The 16,828-nt window shown below is 54.6% G+C and carries 15 protein-coding genes and 1 pseudogene; 4 read left to right on the top strand and 12 right to left on the bottom strand.

Going from position 1 to position 16,828, the window contains the following annotated elements; genetic code table 11:
- Window positions 1–496: 496 nt before the first annotated feature.
- Complete coding sequence (locus ACNS88_RS13180) at window positions 497–1,708, bottom strand: hypothetical protein (protein WP_435098462.1); 1,212 nt, start codon at window positions 1,706–1,708, stop codon at window positions 497–499.
- Between the two features lie 537 nt (window positions 1,709–2,245).
- Here ACNS88_RS13180 and ACNS88_RS13175 point away from each other — a divergent pair.
- Window positions 2,246–2,665, top strand: a complete 420-nt coding sequence (locus ACNS88_RS13175; protein WP_435098457.1) for a hypothetical protein — start codon at window positions 2,246–2,248, stop codon at window positions 2,663–2,665.
- A 426-nt stretch (window positions 2,666–3,091) separates the two neighbouring features.
- Complete coding sequence (locus tag ACNS88_RS13170) at window positions 3,092–3,487, top strand: hypothetical protein (RefSeq protein WP_435098587.1); 396 nt, start codon at window positions 3,092–3,094, stop codon at window positions 3,485–3,487.
- On the opposite strand, the pseudogene ACNS88_RS13165 reads toward ACNS88_RS13170, so the two are convergent.
- The 7 genes and pseudogenes from ACNS88_RS13165 to ACNS88_RS13135 form a co-directional block, all read right to left on the bottom strand.
- A pseudogene (locus ACNS88_RS13165) lies at window positions 3,479–3,586 on the bottom strand (DUF6498-containing protein); the annotation flags it as partial. The gene ACNS88_RS13170 and the pseudogene ACNS88_RS13165 sit on opposite strands and share 9 nt — an antisense overlap.
- A 216-nt stretch (window positions 3,587–3,802) precedes the next feature.
- A complete protein-coding gene (locus tag ACNS88_RS13160; protein ID WP_435098454.1) occupies window positions 3,803–4,966 on the bottom strand; it encodes an HNH endonuclease in 1,164 nt (387 codons plus the stop codon).
- A 51-nt stretch (window positions 4,967–5,017) separates the two neighbouring features.
- Complete coding sequence (locus tag ACNS88_RS13155; protein WP_435098451.1) at window positions 5,018–5,677, bottom strand: hypothetical protein; 660 nt, start codon at window positions 5,675–5,677, stop codon at window positions 5,018–5,020.
- Window positions 5,677–6,621, bottom strand: a complete 945-nt coding sequence (locus tag ACNS88_RS13150) for a hypothetical protein (RefSeq protein WP_435098448.1) — start codon at window positions 6,619–6,621, stop codon at window positions 5,677–5,679. Before ACNS88_RS13150 ends, ACNS88_RS13155 begins: the two co-directional genes overlap by 1 nt.
- Before the next feature lie 592 nt (window positions 6,622–7,213).
- Window positions 7,214–8,032, bottom strand: a complete 819-nt coding sequence (locus ACNS88_RS13145; protein WP_435098445.1) for a DUF8168 family protein — start codon at window positions 8,030–8,032, stop codon at window positions 7,214–7,216.
- Window positions 8,032–8,949 (bottom strand): hypothetical protein, encoded by a 918-nt coding sequence (locus ACNS88_RS13140; protein ID WP_435098442.1) that lies wholly within the window; start codon window positions 8,947–8,949, stop codon window positions 8,032–8,034. Before ACNS88_RS13140 ends, ACNS88_RS13145 begins: the two co-directional genes overlap by 1 nt.
- Window positions 8,949–9,542 carry a DUF8112 family protein gene (locus ACNS88_RS13135; protein ID WP_435098439.1) on the bottom strand — a complete coding sequence of 198 codons (594 nt, stop codon included), beginning with the start codon at window positions 9,540–9,542 and terminating at the stop codon, window positions 8,949–8,951. Before ACNS88_RS13135 ends, ACNS88_RS13140 begins: the two co-directional genes overlap by 1 nt.
- A gap of 199 nt (window positions 9,543–9,741) precedes the next feature.
- Here ACNS88_RS13135 and ACNS88_RS13130 point away from each other — a divergent pair, with 199 nt between their 5' ends.
- Both ACNS88_RS13130 and ACNS88_RS13125 read left to right on the top strand, forming a co-directional pair.
- Complete coding sequence (locus tag ACNS88_RS13130; RefSeq protein WP_435098436.1) at window positions 9,742–9,954, top strand: MarR family transcriptional regulator; 213 nt, start codon at window positions 9,742–9,744, stop codon at window positions 9,952–9,954.
- Window positions 9,955–10,093: 139 nt separating this feature from the next.
- The gene (locus ACNS88_RS13125; RefSeq protein ID WP_435098433.1) at window positions 10,094–11,338 is read left to right on the top strand and encodes a hypothetical protein; all 1,245 of its coding nucleotides are present in this window, start codon (window positions 10,094–10,096) and stop codon (window positions 11,336–11,338) included.
- 41 nt (window positions 11,339–11,379) lie between these two features.
- On the opposite strand, the gene ACNS88_RS13120 is transcribed toward ACNS88_RS13125, so the two are convergent.
- The 4 genes from ACNS88_RS13120 to ACNS88_RS13105 all read right to left on the bottom strand — a co-directional run bounded on the left by ACNS88_RS13120 (window position 11,380) and on the right by ACNS88_RS13105 (window position 16,725).
- Entirely contained in the window at window positions 11,380–13,401 is a 2,022-nt protein-coding gene (locus ACNS88_RS13120) for a tRNA-guanine transglycosylase (RefSeq protein ID WP_435098430.1), read from the bottom strand.
- A gap of 73 nt (window positions 13,402–13,474) precedes the next feature.
- On the bottom strand, window positions 13,475–15,025 hold the full coding sequence (locus tag ACNS88_RS13115) for an ATP-binding protein (RefSeq protein ID WP_435098427.1): 1,551 nt from the start codon (window positions 15,023–15,025) through the stop codon (window positions 13,475–13,477).
- On the bottom strand, window positions 15,026–16,267 hold the full coding sequence (locus ACNS88_RS13110; RefSeq protein WP_435098424.1) for a tRNA-guanine transglycosylase: 1,242 nt from the start codon (window positions 16,265–16,267) through the stop codon (window positions 15,026–15,028).
- Window positions 16,267–16,725, bottom strand: coding sequence for a DUF6884 domain-containing protein (locus ACNS88_RS13105; RefSeq protein ID WP_435098421.1), 459 nt, complete (start codon window positions 16,723–16,725; stop codon window positions 16,267–16,269). The genes ACNS88_RS13110 and ACNS88_RS13105 overlap by 1 nt, the downstream gene beginning before the upstream one ends.
- Between the last annotated feature and the right edge of the window lie 103 nt (window positions 16,726–16,828).

Below are 16,828 nucleotides of genomic sequence, written 5' to 3'. Positions count from 1 at the left end.
CTGGTATGCTACAGTTAGAGTCTATGGGCTCTGGTGCTGCTCCCAGGTGTTGTTAGGCACCGGTTGCTGAATAGAGAGGGTGGGCCTTGTTTAGACGCGGAGCAGATCGTTCGCTACGGCTGATGTCCAAACAGCAGAGCCTCCTCTAGAGACTCCTACGGACTGATTCCGCTCACTCGACATAGCTACTAACCGACGGTTTCAGGAGCGTCTAAACGAGGCCGAGAGGGTGTAGTCAACATCAGCGACGACGTGGTCATCGGAAGAAGGTCTGTATTGAAGCTAATAGCAATATCGTGCCAATTCTGAACAGGTCTGCGTCGGCACATCCATACTTATTCACTAGTTATGTCGATTCCCAACAATAATTGGCCGGACGAAGGACTCAAATTGAACTGGTTCACCGCCACCCATCACACCCTCGAACAGTACATCAATTGGTTGTTAATCTACAGATGAGCAATGCGAGTGCCTCGGGGCTTGACTCCAAAGCGGTTCACGAGTTCCATTCGTCGAGTACATCCCCGACTAGGGATTCATCTTCTGCCGACAGAGAATTCTCCGAAAGCAGTACGTGATAGATCCATGATGTCGAACCATCGTTGTCGAAAGTGGTTCGATACAATAGACGGCCGTACGGAGTCAGTTTCCACTTATCGTCTTCTGATTCCTCTATCACGGGTCGGGTAGTCCATAATGGAGACTCTTCTTGGCCAGATAGTCGATTGAGAACTGCTGTACGCATGTCGTACGATGAGTATGTGCTTGACGGGAAAGATCCGGTGCTCCCGTCTAGTGACATATTTCGAAATAGATCTTTCGCGTGCGTTCCAAACTGTATCCGGTCATTGACTTGGTGGATATCGGAGCGGAGATCGACACATAGTACCTCGATATCACGCAATCGAGTTTCTTCAAGTAGCGTCTGAACGAGAGATCGAATATCCGTTTCATCCCAGTCCTTCACGCCTATTTCGCCCGACGGCTGCTTGGGTTGACCTCGCTGGCTAGTGTCTCTGGTATACGAGTCCATCTGTAGATCAAGGGGTGCTGACGCGGGGTTGATTTGGTACTGTACGATAGCATCGACCAAAATTGGGACAGGAGTGATTCCCTCCTTCTGAAGGATGTTGTTCGCAGTCTCACGTAGTTCAGAATCTCCGTCTTTGTCGTTGAGTGCTAACGTGGCTCCGACATGGAATAGTCGCTCTTGGTGGCGAGTCTCTAGTTTTCGAAGAATATTTTCTACCGTATCTAGTTCGTTTGTAAAACGGCTCTCAGGGTGTCCAACTAAGCCAATAAGAACCCCCCAAATAATATCTGCTGGGTCGGAACCAACTTCGAGCATCCTCAGTAGGCTCCCAACCTCGAAGGCGAACTCGGACGCCGACTCCGTAGATTCTTGATCGATCCACACGATTTCTTGGTCGCGTACTAGCTGCGTTCGAAACTCCAAGTCAGATACGTTGAAGACGTGTTCACCCTCGCTGCCCTTGAGATGCTCACCGAGATACAGAAGGCAGATGTCGTCGATTAAATCCTGTACCCGCCCTGTCAGCATATCTGCCTTATCGGATACATCTCGGGTGAACTTTGATTCGCCGTACGGATCGGTTTCTCCCGTTAGGAGATAGTTCCGCTCTCGACCGGTTAGTATGGGTTTCGGAGGATTTCTTTCCGGATCGAGTTCCCAGTCACTGGTGTACACAGTCGAGAGTTTATAAGGACCTATCTAAAGTATATTGGACGCTGTCTTCGACACTCTCGGTTGCGTACAATTATGTGCAATGTCACGTCGGAAAACGCGAGATCTGACGCATCACGAAACGAGCCACGTGTGCCGCTCACGTGGTGTCTCTCTCAACACGTCGTGGAACTCTGAGCGCACGAATCATGAATCGGGAAAAGAAAGAGGCCGCCCACACGGTAACACGTATTATCCTAGTGTTATTCATAATAGCACAATAGTCACAGGAGTATCGAGCCTTTTCCAAACGTTTTCGCAGCTAGTTCGTCGTAATACTCTCTGTCAGAGTATTACTCAATACGCGGATAGCGTTCCATGGAGAACGGGGGTGGGTAGTTAGTAACATGTATTATTATAGTATTATTTGTAACAGTGCGGTAAGTACGTACGTACAGGTTCTCTTGCGGCTGTTCTCACAGCAGAAACGATACAGTACTCGTTCGCAGAGTATTACCGTAACACTTGGACACCGACTTTCGTCAATTGGAGGTGTCGTATATGAGTAAGAAGCGGAAGTCCGTCACAATTGACCTATCTCTCGCTAGGCAGATTGACCGACGGAGCGAAATTAACTTCTCTTCGCTGGTTAACGATCTCGTTCGAAACTATTTTGCAGGGGATGGTATGTCCCACAAGAGCAAGGCGGCGCTTGAAGTCCAACTCCAGCACGTACAAGAAGAGATTGAACAAAAAGAAGAGCGCCTCGAACAACTCAGGCAACGAGGAGAGGAACTACAACAGCGTATCGATGAGTATGAGAACGAACAGGCCCCAATAAGAGAGGAAGCCATAGATGTGCTTCAGAATACTCCTGGTGAGGATCTTCACCCAGAGAATGCTGCGGTAAAGAACTGGGCTGGTAAAACCGGAATTCCGGCAACTGAGCTCATAGAACGTGTGAAAAACGAGCGGCAGTAGACTCCGGTACCCAATACCGCTCTTATAGAGATTGACGAGTGAATTGAGCGACAACTATGACAGGAGTCAACAAGATATTTTGAATATTATAAGGAGATATTGATCAGGCAAGTAACAAATACTGGCGGTGGAGCTGTCTGGTTTCACTAACCCAACGACGACTGTGAGTGATCCGTATCTGCCGGAAGTACGGTGTCTCTGACCCACAAATCGAGGGTACACACACGAGTCACCGAAGCAGAGCGTTTCTAGATACGACGGCTAACTCGCCACGAGGGTTTATAAGTGTAGCGTGGTTGAAATGTTTGCTCCAGCGCAAAGAAGAACAGCATAATAGCATAAAATTCTGAATCTGACGGACAAGTATAGGCTAATATACAACATGGTACGGTTCTTCACCGTTCCTACCAGCAATAATCACAACCAATGAACGAAGAAATGAGAGTACTACTCGACGCAGAGGATAGAGACATCAAAGCAATCATCGAATCATTACCCAAAGCAATGGACGATTACCCACCCGATCTGATTATCGTCGACGAAAATGATCTCGATGAATTAGTTGCTGCATTTGGTGGTCCAAAAGGTAAGCCATCTGAAACAGATGTGTTTACAGAAGATGCGTACACGAGGGGGAGTTTGGAGCTCAATGTAATTGCGTTCGGACACGAAGATCCCCTTTTAGATGAGGATGAATATGGGATGGTTACACAACTTGGAATGCCAACCCAACACGCTGACACAGTAATTGATTTGAGAGCAAAACGCGGTGGGTTCAGCGACGTAATACAGGGACTTGGCGGAGGTCCTGAAGAGAATTAGTTCGATCGCGTAGACGACCGCGAACGTCTGTGCGCTCCACCCGAGGTGGAACACGCCGACCAGCGGGACGATGTTCGCACCCACTGTCAACAGAAACACAACCGAGGAATTGTTCGACGGTGACGCCATCGATTCACCGCATGATGACAGAGAAAAAAGTTGTTGCTGTGGAATCTGTCTTGACCCCGACCAGGTCATAATCCCTCATTTCGGAGGATTTCAACACAGCCAAAGAAGCAGATTTGAACAAAGCCAGCCTCTCCCAATCACCACCACGGACACAATCACACCACAAAAAATCCGCCTGAAAGAGGGCTACTCCTCGACGTCGTCGTCCCGCACCGCGTCAAGCGCCTCCTCTAACAGCTGCTGTACGTCATCCTTCTCAGCCGCATGCTCCGACTCCTCTCCATCCCCTGTCTCACCTGTATCTGACACGATCTCGGCGGCAGACTCCTCACCCCCATCGGCAGTCACGTCGCTCGCTCGGGCCGCCGCGTTCCGTATCGCGTCACCTTCGTCCGGTGCTCTCGCCGCCGTTGACGACTCCTCCTCATCTGACGCTTCCTTCGAAACCCGCGGCCGACCGCCCCTGCTGAACGCGTCGAGCGGGAAGTCATACATTTTCGAGCGCGTCTCCTTGTAGAATGTACCGCGCCGCGAGACATCGAAGACCTCCATCACTGTCTGGCGATCACACCCCCGATCGAGCGCTCGCCGTACGAGCTCGTCTTCTGTCCGTTGGACGAGCAATTTCGGGTCATCAGGGATGTGGCCACGGGCGCTCGTCACGATATCATCGAGGAGTCCCCACTCTTGGGTAGCGATATCTTTCGTCACGAGCGGCTCTGCCCGCTCAGCCACTTCATTATCGAGCCCGCCCAAATGCCACAACCGCTCTCGAACAGCCGTGCGGGTCATCTCAACTGTTAATTTGTCCGCAATCTCCTTTGTGCGGAGTGGGCCGTTGTCATAGAGGATCCGCAAAATCTCGTACTCGTGGGACTTCAATTTCTTGTCATCGGCTTCCGTCAGCCGGATGGGTATATCGCTGGGCGTCGATCTCATGTGATGCCACGAGTGGCAACTCCGGCACACCGTGAGGAGATTCGCTGGGTCGTGTTCGCCGACAGCATCCGGATCCCGATCTGCGTGGTGGACCTCGAGATCTGCCAGGCCGCCAGCGGCCGGCGCTTTCACATTACACATCCGGCAGCGATACCGGTCGCGTTCTAACACCTTCTTCTGCGTCGCCTGATCAACCGTCTCGTTCCGCTCCGAGTCCGAGTTCATCGACGCCGTCTCTAACTGGTCCGATGGCGTCTCGGCATCGGCCGGCTCCTCGTCCGCTGTTGGTTCGTTGTCTGTTCTGTCAGCCGTCGCATCGTCTGCTTCGTCTGTCATATATATCGTTCCGTAGTCGATTTCGACCGCACTGTGACCGCCAGCATCGCTCATCCTCCTGGTGTATCGCTTCAATCAGCAGCCCCGCTGCTGGGGAACGCGCCGCACCCGCTCACCGAGCCAGACTCACGCGTCCCGTGTCGGTGAGAGCGATTTCACGTTGAACTCCGCCTTCCCGCAGTAGCGCTCAGCAACTCGGCCGAGCGCCTGCGTCCGCAGGATATCCGCCACGTTATGGCAGACGAGTTCCTCGAATCGCCCCTCCTCGAAGGCGGTCACCGCCGCCGCACTGTCGTCAAACGGATCGATTCCGCTGTAGGTCCCGTCGCCGAGTAGCTCGTACACAGCCGCCAATCCGCGTTGTTCCTCACCGTCAACCGTCGTGTTGAACCGATCCGAAATGACCGGCAACACGTCCGCGTACGCCACGTCGAACGGCCACGCCATCTCACGGGCCGCGTACCGGCTCCGCAGGAACGGTAGATCGAAGCCACCGCTCCACACCTCGCCGTTGAACGCGATGAGGAGTGTCTCGGCGTCGTGTATCCGATCTCTGACGAACGTCGCCACAGCCGCCAGCAGCGCGGTCTCATCGGTGTGTGTCGAGACGTTCACGAGTGTCTCCGACAGCCGCGCTTTCACGCTCGCCTCGACGTCGCCGGCTGTCCGCCCGCCAGTCTGCACGAACACACGCACCCCCATCGGCATCGCAAACCCGACGACGGTCACTTCATCATCGACGTCGAAGCCGATCGTCTCGATATCGAACGCCACCTGCTCGAGCATTACGCCACCTCACCTCGCTCTGGCACACGATCGTGACTAGCTGGTCGCATTCGCAGTTCACCGAAGCCGAATCGTGCGTGTGTTCCGAGCCGCAATACGCCGTTTTTGGCCGTCTGTATCGGGTCGTCTCCGGTGTAGCCGACGAGCTGGCCGTGATCGACTGTCGCCAGTTCATATGTGGTCTCCCCAACGAGTCGCTCCTCGCGGCGACGCAACCGGCGCTCTCGCGTCGGCGCATCGCCGGGCACGCCAGCCACCGACGTATCCCACCACCACGGCACCGACTGGGTGTCCGCGTCCGGGGCCTCACTCTGGAGGACGTATGGCGTCACCAGTTCAATGGTGTACGCGTCGTGGCCCCGCAACGCATCGAATGACAACGACTCAAGATCGACGACCTGTGAGTCCGCGAGCGACACCTCCCCAAACCCGTAGTTTCGATTGCCACCAAGCTGAATCCCATCGAGCACGGTCTCATCAAGCGGGAGCACACCCTCGCGCTCGCTGTGGAGATACGCGTGGATGTACCATGTCACGCGGCGCTTCGAATTCCGCTGGTGTTCGGGGACGCCGAAGAACGATTCCGGCGCGACTGTGAGCCGCCCGGCATGCGATTGACGATCCATCGTGTTCTGCGCATCGCGCGGTCGAGACGGCTGTAGCCATCGCTGGGCCGCGTCCCGAAACAGGAACAGATCCTCGTACGACTCAACCGGCGGCAGCGACCCCCCGAGTTTGCCGGCGTACCCGTTCTGTGAGTGTTCGCTCGGGTAGGAGCCGTACTCTGACGGGGAGAATATTCCGTGACTCACCCGTAACTCGCGTCGCGTCCGGTCGTCGACGTCGGACGCAATCGCCTGAAACAGCGCATGGCCGGAGACGTGGTACGGCCGCCCCGCGTACGGGGTTGCAAGTTCGAACACCAGCTGTTGGATCGTGGTCATGCCGCACCCCCGTCGCTTCGAGTGGAGATTGTGCCATGTTTGCGTACCACACGATCGGTAGCTGTGGTGGATCGACCCGCCCACCGCTGGCAGTCACGATCGGTTCGGACGTACAGTGGCGTCGCCCGCCATCGGCACGCACGCACCGGTCCGGCACGCTGGCTCGCAGCCCGTCCCGCGGATTCACGGCCTGACCATTCCGCTGGGGCGCTGGGCCGTGGGTTCGCTTGGCTTCGCCCGAGTGTGGGGTGGTGTGCGCAGCCAGCTGTTGAAGTTCGTCGAGCCGGCAGTGTTGCGGGCGCTCCCGGGCGGGCCAGCGGACATCGACGCCCAGCCACCGGCGACGCCGGCAGAACGCCAGCCCGCTTTGTGGACTCATCGACTGACCATATCGGATGGTCTGTCGTGTCTGGCGTCCCAGCCGTGGTGCGCTCGTTTGTCGTCGATGGTGCGTGCGCTCCCTGGCTGGCCATCGGATGTCGACGTCCACCCACTAGCGACGTCGGCGGACAGTCAGTCCGACCCACAGGCTCACTGCCCGACCATATCGCATGGGTGGGGTCGGCGGTCCGCCAGTCACAATCGTGATGGGTCACGCATCCACCTCCACGGTGCCGCGCGTATCCTCCGCGACAGCGTCCTCGATGTACTGCAGCGCTGTCGACCACGACCTAATTCGTCGCAACTGCGCATCCACGTGACGCCACCACTGTGCTTCGCGGCCGAGGGGCGACCCAGACACCCGATTCCATACATCAGCAAACGATTCGGCAGGTTCCGGGCCGATCCACGCCGCTGGTCCGTCTGGTGACGCTGACAGCCGCATCGTCATCGCCTCCGACCACAGGATGGTTCGGTGTGGCACCACGCAGTCCGCGTCGAGCGCCGCCTGCTGTCTCGCTTTTCGATCCGCGTTCCGCGGTGGTGCGTCCGCTGCTGGCTCGACAACCAGATACAGGTCGTCGAATGCGTGGCCCGCACGGTATGCGTCAAGCAGTGCGGCCACCAGCAATACGTGGTACTTGAGCGACGAGTACGGGAGATACACCGACTCGTTCACCAGCGACGCTGTCTCACTCATCAACCACGCCGCATGGTGCTCGTCTGGGGAGCCATCGATCAGCGGCGCAATCGCGGTCTCTACCACCGGGACCGCCCCCGTTTCGAGTACCGAGCCCGTGAGCACCGACAGCCGCGCCGGCGACGCGTGATTCGCTACCGTCTGTTCGGGTTCGTCGTCCGGCCGGCTCAACAACGCCGCATCTCGATCCGCTCCCAGCGGGACTGATTCATTGACCGGCACATCGAACAGCTCGTCACGGCCCGACCCATGCTGGCGACCGCGCAGTTTGTGGACGTCATGGCGGTACGCTATCCGCAGGTCCACGCTTGCGGTGTCACTGCGGGCCATCACGGCTCCTCCATGCTGTTCACACGCTCTTGCAGCGGCTTCACGAACTGCTGGCGGACTGACTCCCGCCACAGGTCATCCTTCCACGCCATCCCTGACGTCGTGTCCTGCGCGCGATTGTACACCCGCTTGATCTCGGCGTCCGTGTACAGCGGGTTGATGACGCGCGCCTCGGCCATGCCCGCCCCGAAGTTCCGTGCGCCGCCCAACTGTAGTTCGAACTCCTCGCTGTGGGCGTCAAGGTAATCGACCGCCTCGACGAGCAGGCCAACGTATTCGGGTTTCAGCTCTCGCAGCGACAATTTCCACGTCCCTACCAGGTTGCCGACGACATCCCTGGACGCCATCCGCAGCGGCTGCCCGTCGTCCTCGCTGTTGCGTGAGCGCACCTGGGTGTTGAGTTGGCGGTAGTGCGCCTCCGCTTCGCCCTGGAGGACGTCGACTTGCCGACGAATCGGCGAGAATCGGAGTGGCCGGCGGACCAGCCGTCCCGCCCGGTCGTTGAACCCACCGAACAGGTCATAGAGGACGCAGCCGGCGTCGTCATCGACACACGAGCCCTTCTCGTGATAGCCGGCGTCGAGGTCGCGCTCGTACACGTCTTCGAGCATGTAGTCCGCGTTCGCTTCGCCCGGATGACACGCCGTGCCGCCCGCCACCTGAATCACCCGTTCACAGCCGTGGCGCAGCCACCCGGAGAGTGGGAACGGCGACACCATCCCGCCGATTTGGTTCTGCGGGTCGTCCGCCTCGTACCGGTCTGCTGAGGCATGGTGTCGATCGGTGACGATCCCATCGCCCGGTGCGAGGAGTGGGATTTCGAGCCCCACATACAGGTCCGGGAGTGTGAGTTCCTCGATGTCGTCCGGCAGCGACATCTCGTGATCGAGGTGTTCGGTGTCGAACGCCGGAGGCATTACTCGCCACCTCCCTGGTTGGTCGCCTGTTGGTGGGTCTGCTCGTTGTGTTCGGCCTGGTGTGTCCCGTCTATCTGGGAGTAGTCGGCCGTGTGCTCGGTGGTTCCTTCGAGTTGTGTGGACCCGCTCTCATGGATGCCTTCGAATGGTGGTGTCGGGTCCGCCTCGGTAGCCTGGTGTGTGTGGAGAGGATCCGTCTCACGTGTCGCCACCTCACCGATCGTGTAGGCGTCGCTTGATGTGGGTCGGCTCGCCACGATCGGCTCCGGCGCGAGGAGTACCAGCCACGATGACTGGATCGCCACATCGGTACACAGACCGATGCGGCCCGTTATGACGAGTTCGTGGACGCCCCGCATGAACTCTGTCGGGTGCGCGTGCTCGTCCGCCCCGCACATCACGTACCCGATTTCAAAAATGGGGTTGCCAGCTGCCCGGAAGGCATAGGCCGTTAGGTCGTCGCCTTCCCGGAGTTTTCGGTCGCAGATTTGACATGCTGCCGGCCCTTCCCCGAGCGCATGAAATTCCACTTGGTTTATCGCTTCAATTAACTGATCGACGTTCTCTTGACCGCTGAAATCCTTCTTTGTCATGGGTTCTTACTTTCTAGGTGGGAACCCGGTCCGCGTGCGCCAACACGCGGGCTTTCTAGCGGACTGCCCCGTTGGGACCGAGTGTTCAATCTCTCCTAATTCTCCTGCTTATTTATACTTAACGGATAGTAAAGGCGGTTCGTGTTTACTAATATGTATGGTGAGAGATAAAAGGAACCAGAAAAGACATGACGTAAATATGCCCCTGAGAATAGACGAGAATACTGAGAAAGTGATTGATGAATTTGTATCTAAAGGCAATCTCACAACGGGTGCGCTTGTAGATTTTACAGGTCTATCTCGACCGACAGTGACAAAGAGGCTAGATAGACTTCATGCTGCGGAGTTTATCGAATATGTCCATGAGCCAACAGCACTCTGGCAACTCACCGAAGATCCTAGATCTCAATGAGCATTCTCTCAAACTCACTCTTTTTCCGTGGAAGAGGTAATCTCGAGCCTGAACACTGGTAAATCGATCTGCCTAACTGTTCATACTAAGCTGAACACCACTACGGATCTATTTGATGCTGGAATAGCTCCTCTTGTATATGGGAACACTGTCAATGACTGAGCCTGAAGTGCTAGCAACGACAAAAGAGCAGTTATTTACCGGAGATGAGACTGGCTCAGGATACACAGTTGTCGATACTCAGTTCTCGACCGACCAGTGGTTGAATGATGTTCCAATCCCACAGGAAGTAACCGAGACCCTAGCGCCATTCAATCACGTACGTGTGGGTTCAGGGTATCCTGACCTTGTTGGCGCTGGTTCGATTGAAGATGACTCCTTTCGTGGTCACGACGGAGATATAGACTCTCCACCCCTAACCGTCGTTGAAGCGAAGGGATATGGATCGACTGGGCAGGTTGACACAGAGACGGGGATTGTTCAAGCTCATGACCGGCTACAGGAAGCGAATCTCGGATTTTTAGCTGCTCCTCGCAGTTCGATCTCGGCGGAAACCCGAGCTCTTGGTCGAGAATTAAATATCGGTGTTCTCGGAGTGACAGAAGATCAATCGGTAGATGTACTTGAGAAACCGCGAGTAGTTGGCACACAGGTCGGTCAAGAAGCATCGACGATACGTTTCCAAGCCGGTCCACAGCGCGTTGCTGACCAGTCGTTCCATCTCAACCGCCCAAAAAACTATCTTGGGTATACGTTCTGTGTCTACCATACGGAACCGACTAGGGACGTTCTCGAAGAATACGTGGTGAGAGATTTCAAAAGTGCCAGAGACGGTGCTGCATTCCTCGGGCTGATAGAGAAGCAACCGGATGGGTCTGATGTTCTATCCCCTTTGGGTGAGGAAGTGCTTCGATTCGGATTACAAAAACACGAGCAATCATTGAGATCTGTGTTAGAAGAGTTCAAATCATGGAAAGGAGAGCAGACGAGACTAACTCAGCTAGCACCTGACTGGGCGTTAATTGCCCGACGGGTAGTGTTCGCTTTTCCCGCAACACAGATGCTCGTAAAACATATTCAAGAGCTTCAGAACAACGCTCAGCCGCCGATTCTGCCTACCGTAGTGGAATATCTGTTTGATACTTCGCCTACGTTCGCGGTCGAATTCTTCATTCGGGATACAGAAGAGGCACGATCTGCGGTACTAACCGGTGATGGTGAGTTGATTACACCCTCACTGTTAGAATCGCATGTATACCGTTCGGTGGTCGCGTATCAATTTAAGCAGATGCTGTACCATTCTGGTATCCTTGCAGAGTCCGGATCGGATTCGAGTAATCTCGAACCCCGGGAGAGCGACTGGCGATTGGAACAGCCGATCTGAGGTCTGAATGCCTCGAAGCTATCAATATCGGAGCCAAGCGATTACTGGGGTGGTGTAGATGAGAGCACGTCATTTAGGTGCTCAGATAGCTCTTCAAGATTAGTTGTTCTGAAGTGTTCAGTGAGTGCGCGCATTTTCGGATTTTTCGGGAGGACAACGCCATCCCCGTACTCGGAGAACGCTTGCTCTATTACGGTGCGGTAGGTTTTGCTGGTCGCATAGCCGACGATGGCATCGAACTGTGGGCCGTATTCTTCGAGGTAGGAAGTCAAACGGTTCACGACGAGCTGTTGGCGCTGTTTTTCAGCGTTTGTCAGCACGTACTCGTATGATTTGATCTGCGAGAGACTTTCGTACTGTTCGGGTACAGGTCCGTACATACCGGAGACAGTCACTTTGTGGATCTGATCGTTCCACTCAGCGGTTGCGTCTGCCACGACGCGGTGCGTTCGGGAATTAGAATACGGCTTGGTTTGGCTACACGGGATAACGAGCAGTACGCGCTCATCGCCGACCCGGTAGTCCTTCCGCTGAAGAATGTTGAAGTCTTCCGGTGTGTGCTCAAGCGAGATCTCTTGGTCATCGACCGGAATATCCAAATCAAGTCGTTCCTGCTCTACATCGCTTTGATCGGCGGTTAGCCGATTGTAGCCGCGCTCACGAAGCTGCTGTGCCAATTCACGGTCGCGGACTGTCGCCCGTTTTAACGCCCGCTTGATATTCCCGACATCGTTGCGAGCCATCTTGGCAACGTATTCAAGCAACTCCCCGTCACCGTCGTTGATCAGCTCCCGCACGTGATTCATTTCGTCTTGGTAGACGCAGAAGTTATGATAGCTCATTAGTGCGTAAAAATCGCTCTTCATGTACTCGCCGTCTCGATCATACGACTCGCTGTCGTACATCGTGCCCTGTAGCTGCTCGAAACCTATCCGTCGTAGATGCTCGCATGCAGGACACTGACAGCCCCAGTCCTCGGGAATCTGATCCGCAGTGAATTTCGACCAGTCCGCTGCCCATCGTGCGTCGGCTGTCCGGTCGACGTCAACCCCAAAATCACCCAAATCGTGCGTCGAAGCGTTCGGGTTCCGTACGAGTTTCTCATCTGAAACTCCTATCTCTCGGTTGATGAATTTCTTGAACTGTGCTGCTTGCATGTAGCTTGACGAGTCAAATGAATCCGCGCCAAGAAGTGCTAGGAGCGCCGTGAATTTTCCACTAATCCCGAATAGGTGAAGCCCGAGGTCATCTTCCCGGTCGTCAGGAATCGCATCCTTCGCACCTTGCACAATGTCAACCAGCATTTCGACGTTCGTTCGGAGCGGGACGAGTGACCCGATTGCAAATCCCTCAAATGACTTGTCAATATGCGTCGCACGGTCAAGGAACGTCCCAACGTACCAATTGATCGTTTCGTAGTCGTGGCCGTGAATAGCGATATATACCGCAGGCGGGTCTGGTTGGTCCTCCAAGAGTTCGAGACAGCGAATGGCACTGTCAATACTGTCTTCCATTCGTTGAGTCGTCTCCTCATCGTTCAGATTCGGTGGGATCGGATAGTCTAGGGTAGCGATGATGTCTGCGCCGTAATCGAGCTGTAAGTCTAGGATACTCTCTGGATTCGTGTAGATCGCCCAGTCATTGTCATCGCCCCCCTCTGTTGGCGGGTCGCCGAACGTGTCGGAGTTTAGAAGCTTGAACCCGCCTGAGTCTACGAATAACGGCTTAGTGAAACTCTCCGGCTGTGAGTGATACGGCTTGACCGGGTCATGATCAGTGAAGTGGTCGTGAATCGGTTTCGAGCGCCAGTTCTCAAGCGATTCGGGAGTGATGTTGAAATCCAAGAAACTCATCGCTTGGAACATCGCGCCTTGAAACTCGGGTTCTCCGAAGAGATGATTCCGCAATCGACTCCAAATGCCGCCGGACTTCTCGTTGGGTCCACCGATGAAATTGACTACGGGGAAGAACGCTGGTGTCTGGACGTCACCGTGTGGTGTGTGGATCGTACCGCGGCGTGCGTTGCCAGCATCGTCAGTCGTGTCGGTCTCAAACGATGCCATTCTCTACGCATCGTTAACGACGGGATGTGATAAGTTCGGTCGTTCCGTGGTGAGACGGTCTCAATTGGATCTGCTACAGTCTGTCCTGAACCGTGACGATATGGATGTTATGGCGACGACCGTTGTTATAGATCAGGCGGTTCTTCTCAAAATCAATCGAGATCTCTCCGCTATGATATCCTGAGCGCTCAAGCTCGCTTAGCTCGTCGCGGTCGCCGTACGACCAACAAACGATCTTATCGACGCTCTCAAGCGGTTTATCCGCCTCAAAGTGATCCGTAAGCCGACGGTGAATCGAACTCGCATAGAGGTTCGAATCCTGACGAACCAGCGCGTTGACCTCCGAACTTGGGTCGTAATCTTCAACTGTGATCTCCGGCACAGCCCCAAAGCGGTTCGAGCGCTCCAACCCGAGAACGACTTCGGCGTCGTTGGATGGCGTGAATCGGTTTCGGTCTTGAATCCGTTGCTCACGCTTTTCGATGGATGATTGCTGGGACTCTGCGCGGCGAGTGAGTTTCGCCTCACGACGGTGAGACAAGTAGTCTTTGAACCACGGATCTGATGCAATCTTCGAAAGGTAGTGACTGAGCTCCTCTACGATCGCCTGATATACCGGACTAGACTTGTTCCGTATCTTTTCGCGGTTTGCCGACAGTTCTAGGTCTTGGCAGTTTGCGATGAAGAAGAAATGGAGGAACTCGTTGTCGTGTGAGATGGTGTCGTTGACCCGCTCAACTTTGATATGGTCTTTTGCCAGCCAGACGCCGAACTGTGCCGAGTGCTTTCCGTAAGTGGGGAGTTCGTTACGAGCGTCTTTGCCTCCCACCATTCCAACCACCTCTACAGTTGTCTCAGTTCCATTTTCGGTCTCGACGGTGAGTTCCCGGGGTGAGTAGTGTTTACACATGCGTGATTCCGAGAACTGGCCTTCTCCGGGCTCCCGTTGCTCGTCCGGGAACTCGAGCTTGTTGTTCATTACCAGTCGATCTCGTGTATCATCGATCTCGTCGCCGAGGGTGACCGATATTTCCATCTCTCGAAAATCGTCTGTGAAGAAGTGACCCGTTGATCCGGCGAGCGTCTTCCATTTCAGGTAGTGCTCGATCTTGTTGTAGGTGAGCGATGCGGGCGAGAAACCATGCCCGGATTTAAATCCGGTAATTCGAATGTGGGTCCCGGAGTTGCCTTCTTTGACTGGCTCCTCGTTCAGCACGTACTCAGGCATGGTCCGGTTGTTGAGCTTTTCCCACGGCTGCTCCATCTGTGCGCGTAAGTTGGTCCCGTTCTTCGTGGTATTAACGAGTACCTCCTCGCTTTTGTAGAAAATCTTTGTTCCGTGACCTTTGTATCCAATCGATCCGTTTTGACGGCCACGCTTCGTGGAATTCCCGAGGTCGAAGAACGACTCGAGATCAGCGTGATCCATCCCATCCCCGTCGTCTTCAATAACGATCTCTGATCCAATCGGTCGGTCTCGAATGGTGATTTCAACCTCGGTCGCACCAGCGTCGTAACTATTCGATAGCGACTCTCGGATTACTTCAAGGGGATCCTCGAAGTCGCTAGCAATTTCTAGAAATTCGTTTACTTCGTTAACTTGTGGTGTTTTTGTCGTTGACATTCAGAAGTAACCTCCAAGTGATTCGTTTACTACGCGATGCGCGTGCTGTTGCATCGACTTTTCTCGACCCAATGACTGTTCGATATATGACCTCAACGCTTCCTCTCCCGGTGTTTGGATCGCGGATTGGATCCGTTTTATCTCTTCTTTCTGGATAATCAGGTTGTGCATCGCAACGGCACCGAGTTTGTCTTTCTGGTACTCCACGTCCCCTTCCATCCGGTTGACTAACACGTCATCACTACAGACCTGACAATCGCATTCCGTAAAATCGACTTCGTCTACAGGTTCTGAGTTGTATAATGACGTATCGTATTTCCCGTTAATGGCGGAGTGAATGTACGATGATGAATCAAACGTGTCTGCACCGACTGCAGCCAAGAGAGGGATCGCACTAGACGAGATTCCGAGTACGTGGAGGGGGAGTTCCTCGAACCCCCAGTCGCTAAGGACTTCACGGCAATCACTCACAGCAGTGATCAGTTTTCCCTTATTATCTTTGAGTGGAACGAGACTCCCGAGGGCGACGCCATCGAACTCACGATGGACACGGTCCCGGCCGATGGCCTTCTCAATTTCCGTGAGAAACGTGTCGAGCATTGAGTAGTTGTATCCATGGAGTGTCAGATACCGTGTGTCGTCTTGGGTAGTTAGGTTGAGGAACTCGTCGACGTTTTCAGCCGTCAGTCGCGCTTTTTCGACTCGAGTGGAGTAGTCGTCGTCTGGCTCAATTGGTCGGTCAAGATTTACGAGGACGTCTCCCCCCAGTTTCCGCTGTATTTCAACGATTGCCTCCTGATCGACGTCCACCTCAAAGTTGCTCCCATCTAAGGTACCGTCGCCGAGGAATTTGAATCCACCTGAGTCAAGAAAAAGGGTGCCATCAAAATCGAATACATCGCGTTCCCTGATCGGTGCGGCGATGTAGTCTTCGTATCGTTCTCTCGAGATGCCGTAGTCAGTGAGTGACGCAACTGAGGTCATCACTCCATCGAAATATCTACTGTAATCTCCACCGTTTATTACATCGTCTCCATTCATGAACTCCTTGATTGTCCGGTGGATGCCGCCACCGTATAGGCTGGAATCGGTGCCACCAGCATAGAAGTTCACTACCGGTAGCAAATTGGGCGTCTCCAGCTCGGTATTGTTTATACTTATCACCCCACTTCGAGCGTCTCCAGCCTCGTCAACAATCTCAAATATTCCATCATCAAGGCGCTGTGAGCCGGGAGAGCCCATCAGGCAATCACCGAGGGAACAGTATCCGACCGGACGAAACGCTTCAGCTGTTTTCCCTTCTCTCCGATTCCTCCACCTTGGACTGTCGATATGTCGACATCGTATCGGTCAGATAAGTCGTCAACCGCTTCTAGGTACTCCTTCCCCAAGTTCAGGACAACTTGGTCGTATCTCTCTTCCTCGATACGTTTACGAACGGCACCGGTCACCTCCTCACGGAGTTCCTCAGCACGAGAAGCGGTCATTCTCCGGTCATACGTAGTAATCGTGTCTTCAGCGTCGATAAGTCCGTATTCTGCAGAGAGAATACAAATGTCGATATCGGATTTGAAGGCCTCCTCTCGTTTCGCCTTTTTGATTATTCTGAAAAAGTATCCGTCGTAAACATCTAGTGCCCGTGTCGGCTCTGTCACCTGATTCTTTGTGGCCGAGCAGGACTGTACTAGCAGCGAAGGCATTGAGAGCTTATCCGACGCGGGGGACCTAAAATCTTCCCACGTAGCGGTCCGGCGGCTAATTCGAGAAGCACGCTCTATTATACTGCCTCCTCAGAGAGTGTAT

This window comes from Halorubrum shenae (assembly GCF_051194165.1).
Lineage (GTDB): Archaea > Halobacteriota > Halobacteria > Halobacteriales > Haloferacaceae > Halorubrum.
The sequence above is the reverse complement of the archived record's forward strand: the minus strand, read 5'-3'. Positions and strand labels throughout refer to the sequence as shown.

Excerpts from the sequence above, each read along its gene's own strand:
- ACNS88_RS13170 (WP_435098587.1), top strand. The coding sequence starts at position 3,092 with ATGAACGAAGAAATGAGAGTACTACTCGACGCAGAGGATAGAGACATC.
- ACNS88_RS13135 (WP_435098439.1), bottom strand. The coding sequence starts at position 9,542 with ATGACAAAGAAGGATTTCAGCGGTCAAGAGAACGTCGATCAGTTAATT.
- ACNS88_RS13125 (WP_435098433.1), top strand. The coding sequence starts at position 10,094 with ATGGGAACACTGTCAATGACTGAGCCTGAAGTGCTAGCAACGACAAAA.
- ACNS88_RS13115 (WP_435098427.1), bottom strand. The coding sequence starts at position 15,025 with ATGTCAACGACAAAAACACCACAAGTTAACGAAGTAAACGAATTTCTA.
- ACNS88_RS13155 (WP_435098451.1), bottom strand. The coding sequence starts at position 5,677 with ATGCTCGAGCAGGTGGCGTTCGATATCGAGACGATCGGCTTCGACGTC.
- ACNS88_RS13105 (WP_435098421.1), bottom strand. The coding sequence starts at position 16,725 with ATGCCTTCGCTGCTAGTACAGTCCTGCTCGGCCACAAAGAATCAGGTG.
- ACNS88_RS13120 (WP_435098430.1), bottom strand. The coding sequence starts at position 13,401 with ATGGCATCGTTTGAGACCGACACGACTGACGATGCTGGCAACGCACGC.
- ACNS88_RS13175 (WP_435098457.1), top strand. The coding sequence starts at position 2,246 with ATGAGTAAGAAGCGGAAGTCCGTCACAATTGACCTATCTCTCGCTAGG.
- ACNS88_RS13150 (WP_435098448.1), bottom strand. The coding sequence starts at position 6,621 with ATGACCACGATCCAACAGCTGGTGTTCGAACTTGCAACCCCGTACGCG.
- ACNS88_RS13110 (WP_435098424.1), bottom strand. The coding sequence starts at position 16,267 with ATGGGCTCTCCCGGCTCACAGCGCCTTGATGATGGAATATTTGAGATT.
- ACNS88_RS13140 (WP_435098442.1), bottom strand. The coding sequence starts at position 8,949 with ATGCCTCCGGCGTTCGACACCGAACACCTCGATCACGAGATGTCGCTG.
- ACNS88_RS13130 (WP_435098436.1), top strand. The coding sequence starts at position 9,742 with ATGCCCCTGAGAATAGACGAGAATACTGAGAAAGTGATTGATGAATTT.
- ACNS88_RS13145 (WP_435098445.1), bottom strand. The coding sequence starts at position 8,032 with ATGGCCCGCAGTGACACCGCAAGCGTGGACCTGCGGATAGCGTACCGC.